This is a genomic window from Posidoniimonas corsicana (assembly GCF_007859765.1).
GTDB lineage: Bacteria > Planctomycetota > Planctomycetia > Pirellulales > Lacipirellulaceae > Posidoniimonas > Posidoniimonas corsicana.
Genome location: NZ_SIHJ01000002.1, coordinates 697324 through 717234, shown reverse-complemented (window position 1 = coordinate 717234; position 19911 = coordinate 697324). Strand labels below are relative to the sequence as shown.

The window sequence follows — 19911 nt, the reverse complement described above, 5'->3', positions numbered from 1 at the left end:
GTCGGGCGGACGCTAGCAACGCCGGGCCGGCTCAGCCGCCGGACGCCTTCACGCGGTAGCCCAGCGAGCGCAGCCGCTCGATGACCGCATCGCGGTGGTCGCCCTGCAGCACCAGCTCGCCGTCGCTGACGCCACCGCCCGCGCCCAGGTGGGTGCGCAGCCCGCTCAGCAACTCCTTCAGCTGCGGTGGATCCGCCCTCAGGCCGCTGACCACGGTTGACCACTTTCCGCGTCGCCGCTCGCGGCGGACCCGGAGGTCCTGCTCGCCGGGCGGAACTACCGGCGCCGCCCCCGCGGGCTCGGGCGGGCAGTCACAATGGCTCTGCTCGCGGCCGCAGCGGTCGCACAGCACCGGCCGCTCGAGCGGCGTTCCGTCAAAGAGTCCGGGCATAGTGGGCAGCAGGTTGGTTCAGAGGGCGGCGACCGACTACGGTCCTCCATCGATACGGAACGCCCCGCCGCCGAACACCAACGCGACCACCGCCAGCACGGCCGCCATCAGCGCCCAGGCGGCGAAGCTCAGCACCAGCAGGATCAGCCAGATCTGGAACAGCAGCCGCGCGATCGACCAGAACGGCACCTTGATGTCGACTACCCGCACGTCGCCGCCGAGGGTGACGTCGCGGGGACGCTCGATCGGCGCACGCGGCGACTCGAACGCGTTGGAACGCGTCGCCGCGGGCGGCGGCGGGGGAGGGGGCGCCGAGAGGTCCGGCGGGGCCTCTTCGGCGTCGGGCTCGGCCGCCGGCTGCGCGGCGCGGACAAACGGGTTAACCTGGGTGTCGCCGAACCCGGAAGACTGGGTCTCGTCGAGGGGGTCGTCGAGCGGGGCGAGCCGCGCCTCGGGCATCGGCGCGCCGGGCGGCGGCACCTGGATGTTGGCGCCGCACTTGGGACAGGGCAGCTCGAGGCCGCCCTGCGCGTCGCCCGCCTTGAAGCCGGCGCCGCACTGGCTGCACTGGAAGCGGATCGGCATGAGCGTGTGCCCTGGGGTGCGGTGGACTGCGCGACGGCCCGCCTGGTCGCGCTCCGTCGTCAGGGGGCCGCTTTTAGTCTACCCAGGATGTACTGCAGCACGCCATCGACCTGCAGCTCGACCGCAACGTCCATGTTGGGGCGGGCGCTGGTGACGTTGCGTCGGTCGAACACCGTGGCGCCGTGGGTCAGCTCGCCGGCGGTCTCGACGTCGCCGTGGAGCGGCTCGGTGGTGAACAGGTCCGGCCGCACCGCGGCCGTGACCGCCACCACGTCGTGCACGGCCAGCGCCTCGAGGCCGAGCACCTGACGCTGCATGCGGAACGCGTTTGGCAGGATCTTGGCGAGGAACCGCGCGGTGCGCGACTCGCTCTGCTTCAGCCGCTCCAGCACGTCCAGCTCCAGCATCACCTCGCTGCTCACGTCTACCGGGATCAGTGTTTTGGTGACCGGCGACTGGAAGACCTGCCGCGCGGACTCGGCGTCGCAGTAGATGTTGAACTCGGCGGCCGGCGTGATGTTGCCCGGCCCGGAGTGCGTGCCGCCGAGGATGATCAGGTGCCCGATCTCGGTGGCCAGGTCGGGCTCGGCCTTGAGCAGCGTGGCGATGTTGCTCAGCGGCCCGGTGGCGACCACCGTCACCTCGCCCGCTGCGCCGCGGATCTCGTCCGACAGCACCTTGATGCTGGGGTGCCGGTTGTGCAGCTCGGCGACCGGGAAGTCGACCCCGCAGAGCCCGTCCACGCCCATCAGGTGGCGGGCGTCGGTCCGCAGGAGCTGGTCCGCGGACGCGGCGCCGATGCGCGGCCAGCGGGGCGGGTCGACCTGCTCGATGATGGTCTGCACGTTGCGCGTCGCCTGCTTGGGGGCGACATTGCCCCCCGTGGCGGTGACCGCCAGCAGCTCGATCTGGGGTTCGGCCAACGCGACGCACAGCGCGATCGCGTCGTCGACGCCGGGGTCCATGTCAAGGATGACTTTGCGCGGCATGGATGCGAGAGGGGTTGGGAGACGCGTGCCGGAGCGGTACGATCGGGGGCGCTGCAACCAACATCCGCTGGCGCCGCTACCCTCTTTATGGTGGAAAGCCCGGCGTCAGGCAATCCAGAAACTCGTCGCGGCCGCTCGCCATGCCCTCTGCTGACTTCCTCGACACGCTGGGAACGGTCTCCGCCGGGGGCGACCTCACCATGCAGCAGATGGCCGACGCCATCGACCACATCATGCAGGGCGGCTGCAGCGAGGAGCAGATCGGCCTGCTGCTGACCGCGCTAGCGAACAAGGGCGAGACCGTCGACGAGGTGGCCGGCGCCGCTGCGGCGATGCGCCGCCACATGCGGCCCATCCAGACCTCGCGTACCGGGTTGGTGGACACCTGCGGAACCGGCGGCGGCGGGTCGCAGACGTTCAACGTCAGCACCACCGCGGCGATCGTGGCCGCCGCGGCCGGCGCGCCGGTCGCCAAGCACGGCAACCGCAGCATCACCAGCCGCAGCGGGTCGGCCGACGTGCTGGCCGAGCTGGGCGTCAACATCGAGGCCTCGGTCGACCAGGTCGAGCGCTGCCTGGACGAGCTGGGCATCTGCTTCTGCTTCGCCCCGCTGATGCACCCGGCCATGAAGCACGTGGGCGCGGTCCGCAAGAAGCTGGGCATCCGCACCATCTTCAACGTGCTGGGCCCGCTGGCCAACCCGGCGGGCGCCGAGCACCAGCTGCTGGGCGCCGGCCTGCCGCACCTGCGGCCGCTGCTGGCCGGCGCCATCCAGAAGCTCGGCACGAAGCAGACGCTGGTCGTGGCCGGCCGGGACGGCCTGGGCGATGTCAGCGTCACCGACACGACCGACGTCACCCGCGTCACGCCCGACGGGCTCGAGGAGTTCACCTGGTCGCCGGCCGACTTCGGCGTGCCGAACGGCCCGCTTGAGGAGCTGCTGATCGCGACCCCGGCGGAGAGCGCCGAGCGGATCCGTGGCGTGCTGGACGGGCGGCCCGGCGCCGCGCGGGGCATCGTCGTGCTGAACGCCGCCGCCGCATTGATGGTGGCCGGCAAGTCCGCGGCCCCACAGGAGGCCGCCCAGCGGGCGGCCGAGGCGATCGACTCGGGCGCGGCGAAGGAGCTGCTCGCCAAGCTGGGCGAGCTCTCGCACCGCGGCTAGGGCGATCGCGGACTTTCCGCTGCGTTGCGATCGGTTATCGCATTGTCGGGCGGTCCTGGCCGATAAACTCGGCGACCGTCTCGGCGCGTTGGGGCTCCTCGCCGCCGCCGAACATCTTGGCGAAGAAGCTCGGTTCTTCGCCGGCTTCTGCGGGCTTGCTGGAGCGGAACGGTCCGACCTTCATCTTGTCGATCGTGTTGTTCCAGGCGGTGCGGCCGCGCTGGAACGCGCCCTGCGTGGCCTGGGTCATGCGCGTCAGCGGGCCCGGCTTCGGGGGCCCGTCGGCCTCGGCCCCGCCGAACGGCTTCCAGTTGACCTTGGGCATCGAGATCTTGGGCCAGCCGACATCCACCAGCGGGGACGACATCAGCCAGCCGCCAGACTCCTGTTCGGCTTCGGTGGCGGTGGGCAGGCCGGCCGTTGGCGCGGCCGTCTGTGGCGGCGCCGCTTCCTGAGCGGACGCTTCGGGCGCACCCATCAGGGCGATGGATAATACGAACGCGGCCCGGCTGGCCGCCGTAATGCTTGGGTGACACATGGTCGGGGGTTCTCCCTGCAATGCGAAAATGCGCGGCGGAGTTTGCCAGAACCCACCGGCCGGGTCTATGGCAGTTGGCCTCGCGCCCGAGGAGCCCGCGATTGTGCGAATGCGGGCTAGTAGCGTAGAATGGCCGGATTAGCATAAAAAGCTTTGGTAGTAAGGGTTTGCGTGTCAGGAATCATCTCAGGAACAATTGGAATCGTTGGCGCCGGCAAGATGGCCACCGCCCTGGCGGAGGGGGCTGTAAGGTCCGGCGTGGCGAGTGAGGAGCAGCTGCTGGCCAGCGCCCGCACCGAGGACACCCTTGCGCAGCTCCGCCAACGGATCCCCGGCATCCGGACGACCACCTCCAACAGCGAAGTCGCTGAGCAGGCGGACCTGCTGATCCTGGGGGTGAAGCCACAGGTCATGGCCGCCGCGCTGGCGGATATCCGCGGCTCTGTCAGGCCGCAGACGCTTGTGGTCTCGATCGCGGCCGGGGTGACGCTCGAGCAGCTCGCCAAGCCGTTCAAACGCGGCACGCGCGTGGTCCGCGTGATGCCCAACACGCCCTGCCTGATCGGCAAGGGTGCCGCCGCGTTCAGCCTCGGCGAGCACGCCACCAAGGACGACGCCAAGCTGGTGGAGCTGCTCGTCTCGGCGGTGGGTGAAGGCTACGCCGTGCCCGAGTACCAGCTGGATGCGGTGACCGGGCTCTCCGGGTCGGGACCCGCGTACGTGTATACTGCCATCGAGGCGCTGACCGACGCGGCGGTCCGGGTCGGGCTGCCCCGTGCGGTCGCTTCCCAGCTCGCCGCTCGCACCGTGGCCGGCGCCGCGGAGATGGTGCTGTCTACCGGCAAGCACCCGGCCGTGCTGCGGGACGAGGTCACCAGCCCCGGGGGCACCACGGCCGCCGGCCTGGCGGCGCTCGAGGCCAACGGCTTCCGCCACGCGCTCGCCGAGGCCGTGTCGGCCGCCGAGAGCCGCTCCCGCGAGCTGGGCGAATCCAGCTAAGGAAACCCACCCGACCACACAACCCAGGCGGTCCCCCAGCCGAGGTTCCCCATGTCCATCTTGTGCCGCATCGACGACAAGAACATCCCGCTCTACCGCATCATGTGGGTGGCGGCGACGCCCCACTTCTGCGGCGAGGAGGACTGCATCCGCGAGGGCTGCTACGAGGTCCGCCTCGAGCACGACGAGACCATCTGGGCCAACCCCACCGAGCAGGGCGAGGTGCTCAAACGGCTCGAGGCCTGGCAGGGCGGCATGGGCATGTCCGAAGACGAGGACTGGTGAGCCCGACTCGCCAGCCAGCAATCCCAGTCTAAACGCAACAATTAACCTTCCGCCGCCTTCAGCAGGGGGCCCGGACGAATCATGCCAAGCGACTACGACGAAGACGACTTCGGCGACGACCCCTATTCCGACGATGAGGGCTACGGCGAAGAGGACGGCTTCTCGGAGGTCAACTTCGACGACGACGAGTCCGAGGACTACGGCGACGAGTGGTCCGACGAGGCGCTCGGCCTGAAGTCATCGGCCGATGACGAGGACAGCGAAGAAGAGCCTGCGGACGAGTCGGGCCCGGCATCGGGCGGCGCCGACCCGCTGGCGGAGACGCTCGCCGCGCTGCTCGGCGCCAGCGTCGCCCCGGCCGAGCCTACCCCGACCGACGATCAGCTCGCCTGGCGCGAGACCTACTACGTCCTGTTCCAGAAGAGCGAACGCCCCACGCTCACCCAGGTCGAAGCCGCCATCGGAGGCGCCGGCGGTCGGCTGGTCATGGAGAACCTGACCGCCAACGACGACGGCCACTTCCAGTCCGTGCTGATCCAGGCGCCCGAGGACAACGCCGCGCTGGAGGTTACCTACGAGGAGGGCGAAGCGGTCATGGCGCAGAGCGCCGAGCTCGCCAAGCAGCTCCAGAAGCAGCTCGACAGCTCCGTGTTGGCCGAGCTGCTGCGGTCCGACGCCAGACTCGACATCATGCACTTCGAGCGGATGGACGAGACCGCCACGTTCGACATGGGCGAGCCCGACGAGATCGCCCTGGAAGCCCTTAACCCCGCCACGCTGATCGGCGTGGTCGAGGCCCTCGCGGCCCTTACTGGCGGCGTGCCGATCGACCCCGCTACAGGCGAGGTTTTGCTCTAACGACGGGGGAAGGCGGATGGCGGAAGGGGGATCCGGTTCGCAGGCCCGCCAAGACCTGCGGGAAAGAACAAAACAACTTGCACTCCGCGTGATCAAGATGTGTGCGGCTCTGCTCGACGAGGTCGATCAGCTGCTGAGCATTTCCGTGGCTTCGATCAGAACAACCAAGCAGCGGCTGCAAAGCTAGTTGCAATTCTCCAATCCCCCCTCCACCATCCCCCTTCTAGACATGCTGGCCAAAGAGATTAAGCCCGGCACGATTGTCGTGCACAACGAATCCCCCTGCCTGATCGAGAGCGTGCAGGTGCAGTCCCCCTCGGCCCGGGGCGGCGCCACGCTCTACAAGTTCCGCGCCCGCAACCTGGTGACTAAGACCAAGGTCGACATCACGCTCAAGGGCACCGAGGGCCTGGACGACGCCGACTTCAAGAAGCGCGAGGTCAGCGTCATGTACCAGGACGCCGAGGCCCTGCACCTGATGGACACCGAGAACTACGAGCAGTACGCGCTGGCGCTCGAGGACGCCTCGAACGAGCTGCAGTACATGAAGGAGGGCCAGGACGGCGTGCTGGCGCTGATCTACAACGACGAGTGCGTCGGCATCAACATCCCGGCCACCGTCGAGCTGACCATCACCCAGTGCGACCCGGGCGTCAAAGGCAACTCGGCCACCGGCCGCACCAAGCCGCTGAACCTTGAAACCGGCCTGCAGATCCAGGGGCCGGAGTACCTGAAGGAGGGCGAGGTGGTGAAGGTCGACACACGCACCGGGGAGTTTCTGGGTCGCGCTTAATCCTCGCAAACCAAACTCATTCAGTTGCGAAGCAATTAACCAAAGGCATCAGGTCATTCGAAGGGATTGCTGTCGTCTTGGCCGACAAAAGGGTCGTCCCCGCCTCCGAACGGGTCACTACCGAACTCATCGGAACCGCTTGTGTACAAGCCTGACACTCGGTTTGACTGGTGGCCGCCGCGAAACACTTCCAGGTAGATATCTCTCTGCGATTCCCACGCCTGCTCAATCTCGGCCACTTCAGCTGACTCGAGCGTTGAGTGGTAGATCTCAACGCCCGTAAGGCTTGGCAGCGTGGCCAGCGAGCGGATATTGGCGGGCCCCAGATCGCCCTGCCGCATCGAGAGAAAATCAAGCTTGGGAAGGTTGTGCAGCGTCGCTAAGGTGCGGTTCGTGACCTGGTATTCGCCGAGGTCGAGGTCGTCCAACCACCGGAACCCCTGAATAAACCGTTCTAGTTTCTTCGGGCCGGCGGTCACGGTGCCAAGCCTTACGGCGTCGACAAAGTCATGAGCTGCCGAGAGCCGGTCAATCCTCTCGTCGGTCAGCACAACGTCCGCTAGGTCAAGGAAGTCTAGCTCGCCTGACCCGAACGCATCGATCGCTCCGCGGCCCTGCCAGCGGGCCACGCGGGCTGCGATGATCCACTGTGGTTGGCTGTAGTCGTGCTGCCACAGCTGCTCGGCTTTCGGTAGGCCGAGCAGCAGCTCAAAACGGGGACGGAAGCGGCGGCGGAATGCGGCGACCTCCTCTGTGTTGGTCAGGATGCTGACACGCACTGTCTTGAGCCGCGGCGATGAGAGCAAAGCTTCGAGGTCTTCGATCAGCACGTGAGGACTCGCGATGATCAGATGCTCCAGGCAGGGAAGCCGCGACAGCTCCCGCAGGTCTATCTCTTCATGCGCGGCGGGTGCATATGGTTGTGGCGGCAGCAGCGTGACGTCTCGGAGGTGCTCCAGCGATCGTAGCCCATCGAGGTTGCTTTGCGTTGGCAGTGCGTGCAGCCGAAGCGTGCGCAAGAATGGTAGGTCGCTCAACAGAGGCCACGAGTTGAGGTCCAGCCTTGAGTTATTCAGCGACAAGCGGTTAATGTGGTTACGCCACAGCGGCGTCTCGGGCGTGCCGATCAGTCGAGTGAGCCACGTCATGCTGTCGTGACCGCGCGGGCCGGGAAAGTAGCCGCCCGCTTTGACCTCTAGCAGGACCTGGTCCTCACGTTGGTAGAGCTGGATGTTCCACTGTCGCCACCCGAGCGTCAGGCCAACGAGCGCCGTCACGACGAGTAGGTCCGCAAGTCGGAACCGCCGCCACCGACGCACGCAGACCTCCGTCAGCTGCTTGGCGCCGAGTACAATCGCGGTGGCGACCGCCAGGTCGAGAAGCAACGCCGCCACAGACAACTCAACCTCGTCACCTCGCACCGGCCATGCATCCGGGATCGACCACGAGGCGAACAACCCGCCCGGGTAGAGCAGCAGCGGCGCGTTCGAGTCGTCGTGCTCTCGCCAGTTGTCCCCGCCGTACCCAATCGCCCGCCGGGCGTAGGGTAGGGGCCAGCCGTGCTCGTACTCTACAACGGACTTAGGAAGCTGGGAGTCCTCTGGTGACAGAGGGGGCAGGGACACAGCCGAGGCGCCGAGCAGAACCGCGGGCTGAGTCTCCAGGAGCGGCGGCGGACTGAAACCATAGCCATAGTCATGACAGCGCACGCCCGGAACGACGATTAGGACCATCGCTAGCAAGACTACCAGCGGCACGATCCGCGAAAGCCAGTGCTTGGGCAGAGAGAAGAACCCGCTTAGGTGGGACCGGGCTGATGACATGGATTCGTAGGCAACACGGTCATGCGGCACAATCTCGCCATTATTGCACCCGTGCGCAGCGGTCGCCAATCCGCGCACAAAAAAACCGCCGGCTTCCGCCGGCGGCTACGGATCGTAGGCTTGCTGCCAACAGCTAATAGCCAAACTACTTCTTCTTCGCCGTTTTCTTCTTAGCGGGCGATGTCTTCACGGCCTTTTTCTTGGCCGACTTGGCCGAGGTCGTCTTCTTTGTGACCTTCTTGGTCGCCGTCTTCTTGGCAGCCTTCTTCTTCGTCGACTTGGCAGTCGCCGCCTTCTTAGCGGCCTTCTTGGCCGTTTTCTTATTGGCGGTCTTCTTCGTGCCGCCGCTGAAGATCTTGTCCCAGTTGTCGGCGAACTTTTCGGTCGAACCGACGCGGATAACGCTCATTCTTTGCCTCTAGAAATTGGATTGAGTAACGAGTCGTTGGCCAATCGCCAACAGCCGAGAGCCAGCAGCGGGCGCTAGCCGTGCTGCAGCTTCTTGTACTTGAACCGCTTCGGCTCGTCGGGGTTGATGCCCAGGCGTTCGGCCTTCTGCTGCTCGTAGGCGTAGAAGTTGCCCTCGCACCAGTGCACGTAGCCATCGCCCTCGAAGGCGAGGATGTGGGTCGCCAGGCGGTCGAGGAACCAGCGGTCGTGGCTCACCACGATCGCGCAGCCGACGAAAGTGGCCACGGCCTCTTCCAGCGAGCGGAGCGTGTCGACGTCGAGGTCGTTCGTGGGTTCGTCGAGCATCAGCACGTTCGAGCCGCCGCGGAGCAGCTTGGCCAGCTGCACCCGGTTCCGCTCACCGCCCGACAGCACGCCGACCTTCTTCTGCTGGTCGGCCTTCTGGAAGTTGAACCGCGACACGTACGCGCGGCTGTTGACCTGCCGCTTGCCCATCTCGATCAGGTCCATGCCGCCGGAGATCTCTTCCCAGACGGTCGCCTCGGGGTCGAGCGTGTCGCGCGACTGGTCGACGTAGCCCAGCTCGACCGTGGGGCCGAAGATCAGCTCGCCGGAGGTCGGCTCCTCCTGCCCCATCAGCATCTTGAGCAGCGTGGTCTTGCCGGCGCCGTTGGGGCCGATGATCCCCACGATGCCGCCCGGCGGCAGGCGGAAGTTCACGTTCTCGAAGATCACGCGGTCGCCGAAGCACTTGGTCAGGTTGACCGCGTCGATCACCTGGTCGCCCAGCCGCGGGCCGGGCGGGATCTGGATCTCCAGCTCCTCCAGCCGCTCCTCGTACTCCTTGGCCGCCATCTCCTCGTAGTTCTTGATGCGGGCCTTGTTCTTGGTCTGCCGCCCCTTGGGGTTGGTGCGGATCCACTCCAGCTCCTTGGCCAGCGTCTTCTGGCGGGCGGACTTCTGCTTCTCTTGGGTCTCGAGCAGCTTGGCCTTCTTGTCGAGCCAGGCGGAGTAGTTCCCCTCGAACGGCAGGCAGCGGCCGTACTCGATCTCCAGGATCCACTGCGCCACGTTGTCGAGGAAGTACCGGTCGTGGGTGATGGCCACGATGGTGCCGTTGTACTGGGCCAGGTGGTGCTCCAGCCACAGGATGCTCTCGGCGTCCAGGTGGTTGGTCGGCTCGTCCAGGAGCAGCAGGTCGGGCTGCTCGAGCAGGATCTTGCAGAGCGCCACCCGGCGCTTCTCGCCGCCCGACAGCTTGGTGATGTCGGCGTCGCCGGGCGGTAGGTTGATCGCGTCCATCGCGATCTCGATCTGCCGGTCCAGCTCCCACAGGTTGCCGGCGTTGATCTCGTCGTCCAGCTGCGCCTGCCGGGCGCCGAGTTTGTCGTAGTCGGCGTCGGGCTCGGCGTAGAGCTCGCCGATCTTCTCGTACTCGGCCAGCACCTCGCGCTTGTGCGCGACGGCCTCCTCGACGTTGCCCTTCACGTCCTTGTCCGGGTTCAGGCGCGGCTCCTGCTCCAGCATGCCGACCGTGAAGCCCTCGGTCAGGGTCGCCTTGCCGTCGAACTCCTTGTCCAGGCCGGCCATGATCCGCAGCAGGGTCGACTTGCCGGCGCCGTTGCGGCCCAGCACGCCGATCTTGGCGCCGGGGTAGAACGCCAGGTCGATGTCCTTGAGGACCTCGCGCTGGCCGTGCTTCTTCGTGAGGCCGGAGATCTGGTAGATGTACTTCTGATTGGGCGGCATAGCGGGGGATCGACTCGGTTTGCCAAGGGTGGGGTCGTGCGGGCGAACCCGTCATTGTAAGGATCCCGGCCGGCAGGCAAAGGCCGCGGGCGGGGGGAATCTCGCTAACCAAGCTGAAAGGTCCCGATAGGCGGTCGGCCATCGGCTGTCGGCGGCTTTGCGGCAGCCCTCTAGGTGAGCTTTGCCCTGTCGACACTGGTCATTTCGGCCCGGTCATTGGTCATTCCCCCAAGCCCCGCCATACTGAACGACCCAACCCCGCGTCGTTCAGCCACCAGCCACTACCCACTAACCACCGCCTCCCATGCCCCTTTGGCAATACTACCTGTGGTCGCTGCTCCTGGTGAGCGTTTCCGGCGTCAGCTGGTTCGCGAATTTCTTCGGGTTGCCGGGCAATTGGATCGTGGTCGGCGGGGCGGCGCTCTTCGCCTACACGGTGACCGGCCCGGAAGGGCTTGGCGTGGGGATGAAGGGGGTGGTGCTCCTGGCCGTGCTGGCGGGCGTGGGCGAGCTGATCGAATTCGCCGCCAGCGCGATGGGCGCCGCCAAGCAGGGCGCCAGCAAACGCTCGGTCGCACTGGCGTGCGTCGGCGCGATGGTCGGCGGCGTGGCCGGGGTGGTGGTGGGCGTGCCGGTGCCGGTGATCGGCAGCATGGTCGCTGCCCTGTTCGGCAGCGCGGCGGGGGCGTTTGTCGGCGCCTACCTGGGGGAGAAGTGGGCCCGCGGTGCGGGCGCCCCCGGCCTGCCGGCGGGGCAGGGCGCCTTCTGGGGCCGCCTGTGGGGCACGGCCGGCAAGCTGATTGTGGGGGCCGCCATGCTGGTGGTGCTGGTGGTCGATCTATTCTTCGCCTGACCGCACCGGGTAGAATGGGGATAGCACCGGTAGCGGACAGATTACATTTGTCGGAGATCCCGGTGGAGAGCTTGTCACCGGCGCCGTCCGACGGATGTAATCCGTCGGCTACCTACCCAGCGCGAGCGCAGCAATGAAGCGCGACCCAGATCCCATCGCGTACAACCGGCGCCACAACTTCCGCCTGGCGTACGGCAAGCCGATCAAGACCGAGTGGGGCAAGATGCGTCCCCAGGACTTCGGAGTGATGGAGCTGCTCGACGAGGTCGACGCCGCGCTGCAGAAACGCTCTGACGCCGGCGCGTCGGCCACGCCGCTGCTGCTCCACCTGCGCGGGTTTTTCCACGCGATCCTGCAGGACCAGCCCCGCACCGGGCTGCGGCGTTGGCTCGACCTCCGCGGCGTGCAGCGGCCCGCTAGCCCGCTGGCGGTCTGGCTGCTCGGCCGGTGCTGCACCCCCAGCTCGACCAAACGGCTGGCCGAGCTGGCCGACCACCCGCTGCCAAGCACGTTCGCCAAGCACTACGCCCGCGAGCTCCGCCGGCTGCGGCTGTGGGACGCGCTCGACCGTGTGGCGGTCAAGTACCAGGTTGACTGGGCGGTGGCCCGCCAGGCGGAACGCCGCCCCAGCCAGCCGTTTGCCGACCGGCTGAAACGCTACGCAACGCACGTCGACCAGAGCCGCGCGGCCGCGGTCCCCGAGCGTTCCCGCATGCCGCTCTGGTTCAGCGCCGACTTCTGGCGCCGCACGCCCGGCAAGTCCGCCCAGGCGATCCGTCATGTGCTGGAGCACCTGCACCGCCTGGTGCACGGCGCGTAGCCACGCTCATGCCTGCTGTTTCCGGATCGTGTGGCGATAAGGTTTCACCACGAAGAGCACGAAGGACACGATGGGGTTTTTCGTGCTCATAGTGTCGTTTGTGGTTCACTCCTCTGCCCAGCACCAGAGGAGAGGCAGCAATTGATGTAGGCCGGAACAAGCGCCAGCGCTGTTCCGGCAACGCCGAGCCGCAATCGCCGGAACAGCGCTGGCGCTTGTTCCGGCCTACTCACTCTCGGGCTCAGGCGCGCGATTGTACCAATCGATCCACAATGCGTTTTGAAAGCCGCCGCCACCGACCCCGTAGGTCTGCATTTCAGTCCGAACTAACTCCCCCAACCTATTCTCGATTCGGTTTTGATTGGCGCTCAGCACCTTGGTGTCAACGTCGCCAATCCCGGGAAAGAGTGTTTCCACTTGCCGATCGAGGATGCGGGCATACGCCCCGCGACTGGACCCATCAATCCGTTCGTTGTCTAGCTTGTCAAATGCTACTGCGGCAGCCCAGGAAAGCTGCTCATCATCGGAGTCTAGCAGCTCGAGGAGTTGTGCCTCTGCCACTCCGAGGACAGAGGGGCTCAGGCAAGCGAGGGTTCGTACGAGGGCAAGCTGAACCTGTCGCGCCGCCTCGGGCGACTCGTCTGCTTTCAGCGAGTTTGGACCCCCGAAGAACCCGCCCTGCTCGGGGCGGGGTAGCACCTTGACTATCCTGCCGGCAAGGTCGTCGGTGGCCTTCTGCTTGGGGAACTCGGCGACGATCAGGCGCGCCAATCGCCTGACGTACGACGACTCGTGCAGCAGCAGCTCATAGACTGGCGCCGCGTAGCTGGATACTGCGAGGGCGTCGTGTTGAGCTGATTCGCGGATCGTGGCAAGGGCAGAGGTGACCACCGACGCATCATCGGATTGCAGCGCTTGGCTGAAGGTAACCGCGATGTTAGGTTCAGCAAGCGTTGGGTCCGCGTGGAAAATCGCCTGGAGGATGCCGTTCCGCAGGTCGGGGTTCGGCACGGCGAAGAGCTTGTGGAGATCGCCCAGCTTGTCCGGTGATGAGGGGTACACATTGCGGAGCAGGTGGCCGGCGAACACGCCGTAGTCGTTGGGCGCGTTGACACATTGCTTCGCGACCAGCGGGAACCAAGTTTCGTACGGAATGCCCCGGACGCCGGAAAACGCAGACTCGTAGGCCTTCCGCATCTCTGAAGTCAGCGGCGTTACCGGGACCGTGTCCAAAATGGCAAGGGTCGCCTCTTCGCCATGGCCGGCGTTGCCGAACGCGGCGAAAGCCTCGATCGCTTCGATCCGCTTCTCCTCGCTCAGCTCAGTCCGCCACTGGGTGTTCCAATCTTCGAAGCTGCGGCCGTTGTAGGTGAGCTTGCCCAGCGGCGGGCGGCCGGTTACCGGCGCCTCCGCGGCGGCGGGGATGGGGCTGTCGAGGATCTCCTCTCCCATTGGCAACCCGGGCGACGGTGCGGGGGTGTCGAGCAACTTCGGCGCGCTGCGTGGCTGCGGAGAGGGCGACGGACCGGGGTCGATTCCGTACGTGGGCTGATCCGACGGACCCGAGCGAGGGGCTTGATAGAGTCCACCGGCGGGCGGACTGCTACTGGGCACCGGCGGGCGACGCTGTGTCGCACCCGGCTCAGGGAGGGCATAGGGTTGGTAGTTGCCTGTCGGGTTCGAGGTCGGTTGCGGCCGGGTGGTTGGCATTGGCTCGAAGGGATCAACGTAGGGCTGATCGCGGGCGCCGCTGGTCGCCGGCTTGAGCTTCTTCAGCCGGTCCTGCTCTGCCTGCCAGGCATCGTTGGCGAACGCGATACGGCCCGTCACCAGCTTCAACGTCACTTTCGGCGCCGCGGACTCGGCACTGCCGCCGAACTCGCCCCCGTAGCCGCCGCCAAATCCTCCCTCTCCAAACCCGCGGCCACCCATCTCCCCGCCACCGAACCCGCGGCCTCCCATCTCGCCGCCAAATCCGCCGCGACCGCCACGGCCCCCGCCGAACTCGCCGCGGCCCCCGCGTCCTGCGAAGGGTTCTTCTGGTTCCTCGAGCGACGGCCGCAGCACGTAGAACTTCAGCGGGTTGAACTCGGCAAGGTCATCGCGGCGGAGGATCTCGGCAAGGCCGTCGAATCCGACGGTTGGCCAGGCGTGTAATCCGACTAAGATGTCGCCGTGGTGGATCAGCAAACGCGATCTGTCTTCTGGTAGGGCGCCCGGGCCCGCATAGGTTCCCTTGGAAACGAACACGCCGCCGTCAAACCCTCGCTCCTTGATGGCCGCGACTTGTTCGTCACTCAAGGGTGTGACCTCGATGTCGAGCATCTTGTACGCCAGGTCCGCCACCCGCTGGTCCTCTAGCGACAAAAAATGCGGGTTGCGCGGTGGTTGGTTTTCGGCCTTAACCGGCTTGGACGTTCCGATTTCGAATCCAACGCCAGGGCGCCCGTTCGTACCCGTGTGCTCTATCACCTCGGTCGCACCGCTGGACCGCTCATCCCTTTTCTTGGGTGGCTCTGCTTCCTGTAGTGGCTCTGCCGCCTCCGGCCCCTGCGAGAACGTGTACCCACACGCGCCCGTCAGGCCCAGGCCGACGACCAGCAGCGCCAACAGCAGCCTCTTCGACACGAGCATCGGTTCCTCCTCTAGTTGCAGGATGCGGCGGACCCGCCGCGTTAAGGGGTGAGACGCCATCCCGGTAGCCACCAGTCCCGGGGCGGCCAGCGCGGGCCGACCGGCCGAACTCTGCTCCGCCACGGTCACCAGCAGCTCGGCGTAAGAGCGAGGGTCCTCCGTCAGCCGGACCACCAACGCGTCGCAGCACTGCTCGCGGTCCGCCCGCAGCCAGCGGCTCACCAGCCACACGGCCGGGTGGAAGAACAGCAACGACTCGACGAGCCGCTGCAGCAGGTTCACCAGGTTGTCCCACCGCCGCGCGTGGGCCAGCTCGTGCAGCAGCACCATCTCGAGCTGATCGGAGGTCCAGCCGGTGGCTGCGGACGCGGGCAGCAGCACCAGCGGCCGCAGCACGCCTATCAGCACCGGCTGCGCGACGCGATCACTCAGGGCCAGCGCCACGCGGCCGCCGAGCCGCAGCTTGTTGGCCGCGGACAACAGCGCCTCGTGCAGCGGCCCAGTGGTCACCGGCTGGGCGCCGCGGCGCAGCCGCTCGACGCCGATCAGCCCGGTCGCCAGCAGCAGGAACGTAAGCGGTGCGCCGGCCAGCCACAGCCACGGCAGCCACTCCGCGGCTAGATCGAGCCACACGGTAAGCTGCTCGCTAGCCGTCGGCGCAGGAAGAATGAGTGTGACCTCGTTGGCGGTCGGCGGCGCCCAATCGACGCTGGAGTTTTCCAATGGAGGTGGACTCTCTACCTGCAGCGGAGTGACCGCCAGGTCGATTGTCGCTGTCGGTTCGGCCGCTGGTGCGCCGCTCAGCGGCGACGCGATCGGCGGAGCGGCCGCAGACATTACCGGCATCGCCGGCGCTGGTTGGTGTTGCCACAGGTAGGCGGCGATCGCGGCCGGCGCCGCTGCCAGCAGCGTGAACGCCAAGAGCGAAACGCCGTAACGGGCCTGAGGGCTGGCGCTCCGCAGGACCGCTCGGGCGAGCAGCGTGGCGAGCGCTACGCCGCCTCCGATCCACAGGAAGTGGATCATGGTCCAGCCAGCCAAGCGCCACAGGGGATCGTAGATCATGACTGCTTACCCCGCTTCTTGGGCCCTGGTTGAGGGCCGGACACCAACCTTTTCAGCTCCGCCAGCTCCGACTGGTCGAGCTGCTTGCTCTCGACCAGGTGGGCCACCAGCCGCTCGGCCGAGCCGTCGAACAGGCCGTCGACCAGCTTGCCGACCAGCGAGTTGGCGGTCGACTCCCGCGTGACCGCGGCCGACCAGATGTAGCCGCGGCCCTCGCTGGCCCGCTTCACCAGCTTCTTGTCGAGCATCACCTTCAGCATGGTCGCCACGGTGGTGGTCGCGACGTCGCGCTGAGTGCGGAGCGCGTCGCAGATGGCGCCCAGCGGGCTGGGGCCTTGGTCCCACAGCACGCGGAGGATCTCCAGCTCGCCGTCGGTCGGGTGGGGGGAGCGTGGTCGGGGCATAGCGCGGCCGTTGGCGGGGTTGCGGTTGTCTGCTGCGAATTCTAAAGAATTAGAATAGCGTGTGTCAAGAAAAAAACTGCTGGGAAGATCCAAACGGGAATGCGTGGCCGCGATCTGTACGAAGGAGCCTACAACCCGCGGCGGCAGCCGTGGGTTGGGAGTGAGTATCCCAGTCGCGACTCCCCTGTCCGTGACCTGGTATCTTCGTGCCGTTGTGGTTTGATTCTTCCCTCCCCGTTCCCCGTCGCCGGTACGCCTGATGCCCATTAGAATGCCACGACGACGATTCTGGGCGGGCCTCGCCCGGCGGCTGGCCCTGTACTACTTGCTGATCCTGCTCACTATGACCTTCATCGAACGCTGGCTGGTCTACCCCGCGCCGGGGGCGCACGAGGGGGACTGGGCGCCGCCGCACCTGGAGTTTGAGGACGCGCACTTTGCATCGGCCGACGGCACGCCGCTGCACGGCTGGTTCTTCGCCCACCCCAGTCCCCACCGGACCGTCCTGTACCTGCACGGCAACGGTGTGCACGTGGCCGACATCGGCGACCTGATGCCGGTGATCGCCAACCACCTGCAGGCGGACGTGCTGGTGTTCGACTACCGCGGCTACGGCAAGAGCGGCGGCAAGCCGATCGAGCCGCGTGTCATCGAGGACGGGCTGGCGGCCTCCGCCTGGCTCGCCGATCGGACCGGCTCGCCGGTCGGCCGGCAGGTGCTGATCGGCCGCTCCATCGGCGCCGGCGTCGCGGTGGCGATGGCCGAGCGGCAGGGCGCGGGCGCGGTAGTCGCGCAGTGCGCGTTCGCCCGGCTGACCGACCCGGCCGCCGACGCGTTCCCCTGGCTGCCGGTGCGGCTCTTGATGCGGAACCGCTACCCGTCGGTCGACCGGATCCAGAATTACCCCGGCCCGCTGTTCAGCTGCCACGGAACCGAGGACCGGGTGGTCGCCTTCGAGCAGGGCCGGCAGCTGTTCGAGGCCGCGCCGACCGATCAGAAGCGTTTCCTCACCTTCGAAGGCATGGGCCACAACGAGCCGCTGCCCCGCGCGTACTGGCAGGAGCTAGCCGCGTTTCTGGACGAGGTCGGCGCCTAGGCCGCCCCGTTCGGCGTCGCTCGGGTGGAGGAAACCGAGATGATGGGCGGCGTGTGCGGCGTGGAACCGGTGGAACCCCTCGTTGGTCATGGCACCGAACCCGGGGTGCGGGTGCATCGGGTGATCGGAGGCGAGGAACGCCGCCACGCACTCTTGAAAACGGTCTACCTCCTGAGCGTCGTCAAGGTTGGCCGGCGGAACGAACATCCCCGCCGTGCGGATCCCCTGCGGCGAATTGCCCGCCAGCAACATGGGCAGCGCGAACCGCCGGAGCAGCGGGCGAAGCGGGTAGCCAAGGACCGACATCCATCCGGGGTAGCCCTGCATGTTGCTCTCGATCGTCAGCCGCATATGCCGGCAGACCTGCCCAAGCGTCCAGTTGCCCGCCTGGGTGTAGCCGCTCTCCAGCAGTGACCGCGCCTCCCCGACCGCATCGCCCAGGCGTTCGAAGTTCAAGTCGCGACGCATCGGTTGGCGGCTCCGGAGGGGGCGGTCGGCGGGCAGTCAAGAATAGACAGGCCCTGGCGGTCAGTCCAGGCGACGCCTAGCGGCTTCTCAAGTCAAGCGACGGCGCAACGTGATTCGTCGGGCAGTGTACCGGACAGCCAAAGCGATCAGGCCCACCAATGCCACCAGGACGCCTAAACCCGCGATCATCAACTTCGTCACAGGATGTATGGGACTCCAATCAAATCGACTTACCTTGAACGACGGCGTGCCGGAGTACTTCTCGGCAAACTGGGCGTCGAGGTCTTTTCCAAGCGAGATCCACGCCGCTTCATCAGACGCAGTCTGACGCTGCAGGTCCTTCCCCTGCTCAATCTCGCGTTTCAGTTCGGATTCGACCTCGGAGAAGTCCGTGCCGAGTTGCATCTCCAATGCCTGTTGGGCTTTCTCCCTGTAGGCGATTGATGCGTCTGGATCGTGGACCTCGTACGACGCCCTTAGGTATGCGCGTGCAGCCAGGTGCTTCGAGTCATTGTCGTCGTGGTCTGCAAGCAAGAGGTCCCCTAGCGCTTCGAGCAGTATCGGCGAACCTTCCTGGCCGAAACGCATCATCCCCATCACGCCCTTTGCTGCGTCTTGAGCGAGTGTAGCAGAGGGTCTCTTGCTTGATTCACGCACAGCAAGGACGAAGGCGTAGAAGCCTGCATCGGCGACGGCGTGATCTTTGTCTAACGGGAGTTGCGTGTCTTGACGACGCGACTCGATCACGTATTCGACCAGCAGCTTCTGGTAGACCTCTCGCCCGAAGTGGGCTTCGGGGTTGATGTCGATTGCGTTGCTGATGTGCGTCAGGCCTTCCTCAAGCTGGCCCGCGTGGATGAGGAAAGTGCCCAGGTTGGCTTCTGACTCGTAGCGGTGCTCGTCCGGCCACCGCTGGATCTTCTCACGGATGGCGTCGATCGCCTTGTCGTGCTGCCCGAGCTTGTCGTAGGCCACGGCGATGTCGTCGTAGTCGATCGGGCGGCGATGGTCGGCTGGGATTGCGCTCCGGTCAGCGATCCGCCACTTGTAATAGGCGTCTGAGTGGCGGACGAAGTAGCCCGCGATGAGCTCGTGGGCGCCCGGGAACCGTTGCCGCTCCATCGCGAGCGTGTCGCTATCCCAGAGGCATGCGGAACAGTGTCCCCCGGCCATCATGCTGGCGGAAGCGGTGATGAGCAGGAGTCGGTTCACGTTCTGATGCCGGTGGACGTGGTTGTTGGTGGATAGGTCTCGTGGCCGACGACTAGTGTCCCGCTGGCTAGGATACCTCTTCTGGTCTGACTGCGGCGTCTATTGTTGGAACATTGAAACATTGGAACATTGGTGCTCCGCGCTTGCCGATCGGCCAGGACATCGAAGCCCCTGCTGCCAGCGCGTGCAGCAGGGCGACCGCGGAGTCGCCAGGCGAGCGGCCGCAGCCCGCCCGTAGAAAAATCGCATCCCCACGGTTGGTGGGTTTCCAAGAGTCCGATTTGTTTTGTCCAAAAACACACGCGGAGGGGACAAAATTCGGGACACAATTTCCCCCTCAAACCACTGTCAACGCTTCTATAGCAGTGTTTCCTGTGTATGAGGCGGAAGGTGGCTGCGGGGGTTTTGTCCGTTTTTGTCGCCAAGAGGACAAAACCGTTAACCCCCGCGATGCGAGATCCGTAGATTGGGCTGCGCCCGACGAGTTTCCAACCGCCACGACGGCCGTCAGGCACAGCCTGACCTGCCGCTCTACATAACTGCGCAACGCCAACTCGCGGCTCGCGCTGCAAAGAACGCGCCGCCTACGTAGGCATGTCGCCGAACCAGCATTAGACCATGGGGAGTGGCCTGTTTTCTACAAGAAACGCTCACCTGGGTGCGAAGTGCTGGCCGGCAAGCGAGACTCGCTCGAACCTGCCGGAAAAGATGGGCACGTTCAGATCACCACAAAGGACACGAAGGGCACAAAGGAAGGTAGACCGACTCCCTT

The 19911-nt window shown here is 66.3% G+C and carries 19 protein-coding genes; 8 read left to right on the top strand and 11 right to left on the bottom strand.

What is annotated here, in order from left to right; translation table 11 throughout:
• Positions 1-31: 31 nt before the first annotated feature.
• Genes KOR34_RS18890 through KOR34_RS18880 form a run of 3 tightly spaced genes read right to left on the bottom strand, consistent with a single transcriptional unit; the run spans position 32 to position 1965 of the window.
• A complete protein-coding gene (locus tag KOR34_RS18890) occupies positions 32-391 on the bottom strand; it encodes a translation initiation factor (RefSeq protein WP_146567070.1) in 360 nt (119 codons plus the stop codon).
• Between the two features lie 36 nt (positions 392-427).
• Positions 428-976, bottom strand: a complete 549-nt coding sequence (locus KOR34_RS18885) for a zinc ribbon domain-containing protein (RefSeq protein ID WP_146567068.1) — start codon at positions 974-976, stop codon at positions 428-430.
• Positions 977-1035: 59 nt separating this feature from the next.
• Positions 1036-1965, bottom strand: a complete 930-nt coding sequence (locus KOR34_RS18880) for a nucleoside hydrolase (RefSeq protein WP_146567066.1) — start codon at positions 1963-1965, stop codon at positions 1036-1038.
• A gap of 140 nt (positions 1966-2105) precedes the next feature.
• Here KOR34_RS18880 and trpD point away from each other — a divergent pair, with 140 nt between their 5' ends.
• Positions 2106-3131, top strand: coding sequence for an anthranilate phosphoribosyltransferase (trpD, locus tag KOR34_RS18875; RefSeq protein WP_146567064.1), 1026 nt, complete (start codon positions 2106-2108; stop codon positions 3129-3131).
• 34 nt (positions 3132-3165) lie between these two features.
• Here the strand turns inward: trpD and KOR34_RS18870 are convergent, their stop codons facing one another.
• Positions 3166-3669 carry a hypothetical protein gene (locus KOR34_RS18870; RefSeq protein ID WP_146567062.1) on the bottom strand — a complete coding sequence of 168 codons (504 nt, stop codon included), beginning with the start codon at positions 3667-3669 and terminating at the stop codon, positions 3166-3168.
• A 171-nt stretch (positions 3670-3840) separates the two neighbouring features.
• On the opposite strand from KOR34_RS18870, the gene proC reads away from it, so the two are divergent.
• From proC to KOR34_RS18850, 4 genes are all read left to right on the top strand, one after another.
• Positions 3841-4668 (top strand): pyrroline-5-carboxylate reductase, encoded by an 828-nt coding sequence (gene proC, locus KOR34_RS18865; protein ID WP_146567061.1) that lies wholly within the window; start codon positions 3841-3843, stop codon positions 4666-4668.
• 51 nt (positions 4669-4719) lie between these two features.
• The gene (locus KOR34_RS18860) at positions 4720-4953 is read left to right on the top strand and encodes a hypothetical protein (RefSeq protein ID WP_146567059.1); all 234 of its coding nucleotides are present in this window, start codon (positions 4720-4722) and stop codon (positions 4951-4953) included.
• 81 nt (positions 4954-5034) lie between these two features.
• Positions 5035-5811: a hypothetical protein gene (locus KOR34_RS18855; protein WP_146567057.1), complete on the top strand. Its 777-nt coding sequence runs from the start codon at positions 5035-5037 to the stop codon at positions 5809-5811.
• Between the two features lie 229 nt (positions 5812-6040).
• On the top strand, positions 6041-6604 hold the full coding sequence (locus tag KOR34_RS18850; protein WP_146567055.1) for an elongation factor P: 564 nt from the start codon (positions 6041-6043) through the stop codon (positions 6602-6604).
• A gap of 53 nt (positions 6605-6657) precedes the next feature.
• Here the strand turns inward: KOR34_RS18850 and KOR34_RS18845 are convergent, their stop codons facing one another.
• The 3 genes from KOR34_RS18845 to ettA all read right to left on the bottom strand — a co-directional run bounded on the left by KOR34_RS18845 (position 6658) and on the right by ettA (position 10587).
• Positions 6658-8229, bottom strand: coding sequence for a hypothetical protein (locus KOR34_RS18845; RefSeq protein ID WP_146567054.1), 1572 nt, complete (start codon positions 8227-8229; stop codon positions 6658-6660).
• A 343-nt stretch (positions 8230-8572) separates the two neighbouring features.
• Positions 8573-8836 carry an RNA polymerase subunit sigma gene (locus KOR34_RS18840; protein ID WP_146567052.1) on the bottom strand — a complete coding sequence of 88 codons (264 nt, stop codon included), beginning with the start codon at positions 8834-8836 and terminating at the stop codon, positions 8573-8575.
• Positions 8837-8910: 74 nt separating this feature from the next.
• Positions 8911-10587: an energy-dependent translational throttle protein EttA gene (gene ettA, locus KOR34_RS18835; protein ID WP_146567050.1), complete on the bottom strand. Its 1677-nt coding sequence runs from the start codon at positions 10585-10587 to the stop codon at positions 8911-8913.
• A gap of 304 nt (positions 10588-10891) precedes the next feature.
• Between ettA and KOR34_RS18830 the strand changes: the two genes are divergently transcribed.
• The gene (locus KOR34_RS18830; protein WP_146567048.1) at positions 10892-11440 is read left to right on the top strand and encodes a DUF456 domain-containing protein; all 549 of its coding nucleotides are present in this window, start codon (positions 10892-10894) and stop codon (positions 11438-11440) included.
• 133 nt (positions 11441-11573) lie between these two features.
• The gene (locus KOR34_RS18825; RefSeq protein ID WP_146567046.1) at positions 11574-12260 is read left to right on the top strand and encodes a hypothetical protein; all 687 of its coding nucleotides are present in this window, start codon (positions 11574-11576) and stop codon (positions 12258-12260) included.
• Positions 12261-12485: 225 nt separating this feature from the next.
• On the opposite strand, the gene KOR34_RS18820 is transcribed toward KOR34_RS18825, so the two are convergent.
• Positions 12486-15959 carry a M56 family metallopeptidase gene (locus KOR34_RS18820; protein WP_146567045.1) on the bottom strand — a complete coding sequence of 1158 codons (3474 nt, stop codon included), beginning with the start codon at positions 15957-15959 and terminating at the stop codon, positions 12486-12488.
• On the bottom strand, positions 15956-16363 hold the full coding sequence (locus tag KOR34_RS26840; RefSeq protein ID WP_197531580.1) for a BlaI/MecI/CopY family transcriptional regulator: 408 nt from the start codon (positions 16361-16363) through the stop codon (positions 15956-15958). Before KOR34_RS26840 ends, KOR34_RS18820 begins: the two co-directional genes overlap by 4 nt.
• A gap of 271 nt (positions 16364-16634) precedes the next feature.
• On the opposite strand from KOR34_RS26840, the gene KOR34_RS18810 reads away from it, so the two are divergent.
• Positions 16635-17459: an alpha/beta hydrolase gene (locus KOR34_RS18810; protein WP_197531579.1), complete on the top strand. Its 825-nt coding sequence runs from the start codon at positions 16635-16637 to the stop codon at positions 17457-17459.
• Here the strand turns inward: KOR34_RS18810 and KOR34_RS18805 are convergent.
• Positions 17427-17927, bottom strand: a complete 501-nt coding sequence (locus KOR34_RS18805) for a DUF1569 domain-containing protein (RefSeq protein ID WP_146567039.1) — start codon at positions 17925-17927, stop codon at positions 17427-17429. The two genes, KOR34_RS18810 and KOR34_RS18805, sit on opposite strands and share 33 nt — an antisense overlap.
• 87 nt (positions 17928-18014) lie before the next feature.
• Positions 18015-19139, bottom strand: coding sequence for a hypothetical protein (locus KOR34_RS18800; RefSeq protein WP_228714696.1), 1125 nt, complete (start codon positions 19137-19139; stop codon positions 18015-18017).
• Positions 19140-19911 lie beyond the last annotated feature (772 nt).